Annotated in this window: 4 protein-coding genes; all 4 read right to left on the bottom strand. The window is 69.8% G+C overall.

The genetic code is table 11. The annotated features are described in order from the left end of the window. On the bottom strand, positions 1–250 hold a 250-nt coding region (locus AOZ53_RS34625), incomplete at its 3' end, for a hypothetical protein (RefSeq protein ID WP_197286442.1). A 184-nt stretch (positions 251–434) separates the two neighbouring features. Further along, positions 435–1,466, bottom strand: coding sequence for a FecR family protein (locus AOZ53_RS04595; protein WP_082380564.1), 1,032 nt, complete (start codon positions 1,464–1,466; stop codon positions 435–437). After that, complete coding sequence (locus tag AOZ53_RS04590) at positions 1,456–2,088, bottom strand: RNA polymerase sigma factor (protein WP_082385506.1); 633 nt, start codon at positions 2,086–2,088, stop codon at positions 1,456–1,458. The genes AOZ53_RS04595 and AOZ53_RS04590 overlap by 11 nt, the downstream gene beginning before the upstream one ends. A 122-nt stretch (positions 2,089–2,210) precedes the next feature. Further along, the coding region (locus AOZ53_RS04585; RefSeq protein ID WP_156333271.1) for a helix-turn-helix transcriptional regulator at positions 2,211–3,057 on the bottom strand (847 nt) is incomplete at its 5' end.

The raw sequence follows: 3,057 nt of genomic DNA, 5'->3' as shown, positions 1-3,057 counted from the left end.
CCGCAGGCGCGCGGTGCGCCGCCGTGGCGGCGCCTGCCGCCATAATCGGCGTGTTGGTCTGGCGCGATAGTGCGGTCAGCGCCGTGTTCAGCGGCTGCGCGGGCAGATCGATCGGGTAGCGTTGATCGGTCGCGGCCTGGGCCTGGGCCAGGGCGGGAAGGGCGGCCAGCGGCAAGCCGGCAGCGCTGGCCAGCGCCAGGGACAGGGCGGCGCGCAGGAATGCGGGCGCCATGCCTGGGGTATGCCGCATGCTTGCGGCCTGCGTCCGTGACGCCTTCTGCCTCGGGGCGGCCTGTCGGCAACGCGCGCCCTGGCCCATACCTGATTGGTGCATTTGAACTCCGTCTATCGAGAGAATCGTCGCCCTGCTGGGCGGCCTATCGATACAGAAGACGGACGAGGCGCGGAAACGGAGACACCCCGCGCGAAAAAAATCAGCGCAGGCGCAATTCGACATCGCCGTTGGGACGGGTTGCCGCCTGCAGCGGCAGGATGGCCTCCAGCAACTGGGCGGCGTTGCCGGCGTCCGCGCTACGGAACCGGCCCGTCAACCGCAAGGCACTGACCGCCGGGTCGGCCGCTTTCAGGGGGTGATTCCGGAACGCGTTGATCGCGGGCAAGGCCTCGTCCAGTCGCTGGTTGTCGAACCACAACCAGCCGTTGCGCCACGCCGCCACGCTTTCCGGGTCGATGCGCCGCACGGCGTCGACCTCGCCATTGCGCCAGCTGACGGCCGCCGGCGCGCGCAGGTCCACGGTCGGACCGCCGCGTGACAGGGTGTACCAGCGCGCATCGCGCGGCGCCGGTTGAAAGCGGACATGGCCTTCTTCCACCGCGACCGACACCGGTCCGCCCCGGTCGCTGACCGTGAACACCGTGCCCACCACTTCCACGTCGCCGCCCCGGGTGCGCACCCGGAACGGCCGGTCGGCGTCCGGCATCACTGTGAACAGGGCTTCACCATGGCTCAATTGCACCACCCGTTCGTGGCGGTAGAGGCTGACCGACAGCCGCGTCTGCGGACTCAGGTCGATGCGCGTCCCCAGCCCGCCGCCATCGGCCTGGTCGGGCACCTGGGCCTGCGACAATTGGCCCGGGCCGGTCTCGTAGGACGCCTGATACAACGGCCGGCGCCAGGCCCAGCCCGTGCCCAGCAGAGCCGTACAGGCGCCCGCCGCGCCCAGCCCGAGCAGCGTGCGGCGTGACAGCCCGGGGGCCTTTGCGGCCGGGTTGTCTTCCTGGAAATGCTCGCGCATGTCCGGCGCCACCCTGGCCAGCAATTGCCAGCGCCGTTGGGCCTCCAGGTAGGCCAGCTCATGCACCGGCGCCCGCTGCCGCCAGGCCGTCAGCCGGGACGCCGCCTGGCGGGCGGCGCGCGCCGTGGCGATCTCGGACGTGGCAATCAGGCCTAGCGCATGCTCGACAAGCGTTTCGTCGGGGCCGTCCCGCATCATCTCAGTTGCCATCGTCCGTCACTGGTTCGGATGTCGCGGGTGCGCAGGCGCCGGCCGGCCCCAGGTCCAGGTGCAGATGGCGCAACGCGCGAGCGCAATCGAGCGTTCCGCGCACCAGGTGTTTGGCCACCGCCGCCTCGGTAATGCCCAGCTGCTGCGCGATTTCGGCGCGGCTGTAGCCATAGGCGCGGAACAGCACGAAGGCCTGCATCCGGCGCGGCGGCAGCGACGCCAGCACCGCGGCCACGCGCTCCACGATCTGGCGCTGCGACACCAGCTGCTCGGATGATGGCGCCGTCAGCTCCGCCTGCAGCGGCGCGTGCTCGCTCAACCAGGCCTGCGCCACCTTGCGGCGGCGCGCTTCATCGATGCAAAGATTGTGGGCAATGCGAAACAGCAGCCCGCGCGACGACTCCACGCCCGGGCTCTCGTCCGGACGGCGGCTCAGGCTGCTGGCGTAGGCGCGCTCGAAGCTGGACTGCGCGATATCCGCGGCGTCATCGGAATTGCGCAGCTGATAGGTCAGGTGCCGATACAGGTCCCGGTAGTGGCTGAGCAACTCGTCGACGAACTCGCGCAGCGTCGTGGCTGGGGTGGTCCGCTTGGTGGCGTGGGGCGGGGAGGGCGCTGACATCGGGCAAGGAGAACGCCGCCCCGGCCAGCGGAGCGAGAAGGATTTTGTAAGAATGATTCGTATTATGGTTTGTTTGCGGGCGGTCGTGCAAGCGGGCGTTTACCCGGGTGGCGCGGCGCGGATCACGGGCAGCGTTCCCTGCCGTCAAATCCTTCCCTGCGTTTGAATTCCCCGGGGGGCAGGCCAAACGCCTTGCGAAAGGCGGTCGCGAAATGGCTCGGGTTGGAATACCCCAGGCCGAACGCCACCTCCATCACCGTGACCCCGCCCGCCAGCAGGCGCCGTTGCGCCTCGCGCATGCGCTCCTGCTGGAACAGCCCATACACGCTATGCCCGAACAGTTCGCGGAACCCGCGCTTGATGCGGATGGCGCTGATGCCTGCCTCGGTGGCCAGTTGCGCCAGCGTGGGCGGGTGCGCCAGGTCGGCGAGCAGGTGATCGCGGGCCGCCAGCAATTGCTGGCGGTGCGTCACGGTGCGGTTCGGCAGACCCGTGCCCGCGCGGCCGGCTTGCAGGAACAGGCCCGCGAGCAACAGCGCCTGGCCTTCGTGGAGCAGGCGGATGCCGGCGATCGTGGCCGGGGCCGCCGGCGGCAGGTGTTTCAGTTCGCGGCTTACCGCATACGCCGCCTCGTGCAGCCTGGCGCCGCGATAGCCGCCCAGGAAGCAGGCGCCTGAATCCAATGACCGCTGCAGCGGGCGGTCCAGGTCGCCGATCCAGCCGCGCAACACGTCCGGACGTACGGCGATTGACACGCTCTCGCACGGGCCATGCTGGTGGAAGCGGCCGCGCCGTCCGGGCGCGAAATACACGCTGCCCGACGTTTCGCGGGCGTGCTCGCCCTGATCCGCCGGGCCGCCTTCCGTCCAGCAACGGGTCAGGCCCCGCAACTGATAGGTAAACACCACGCGGTCGCCGCCCTGCGTATCGATCGACACCGGTTGCCTGAAGGCGCTTTGCCAATAGCAG

The organism is Achromobacter sp. 2789STDY5608621, assembly GCF_001299375.1.
Lineage (GTDB): Bacteria > Pseudomonadota > Gammaproteobacteria > Burkholderiales > Burkholderiaceae_B > Achromobacter > Achromobacter insuavis.
The sequence above is the reverse complement of the archived record's forward strand: the minus strand, read 5'-3'. Positions and strand labels throughout refer to the sequence as shown.

What these genes read in the sequence shown, in the direction of transcription:
- AOZ53_RS04595 (WP_082380564.1), bottom strand. Translation starts at nt 1,466, where the DNA reads ATGGCAACTGAGATGATGCGGGACGGCCCCGACGAAACGCTTGTCGAG.
- AOZ53_RS04590 (WP_082385506.1), bottom strand. Translation starts at nt 2,088, where the DNA reads ATGTCAGCGCCCTCCCCGCCCCACGCCACCAAGCGGACCACCCCAGCC.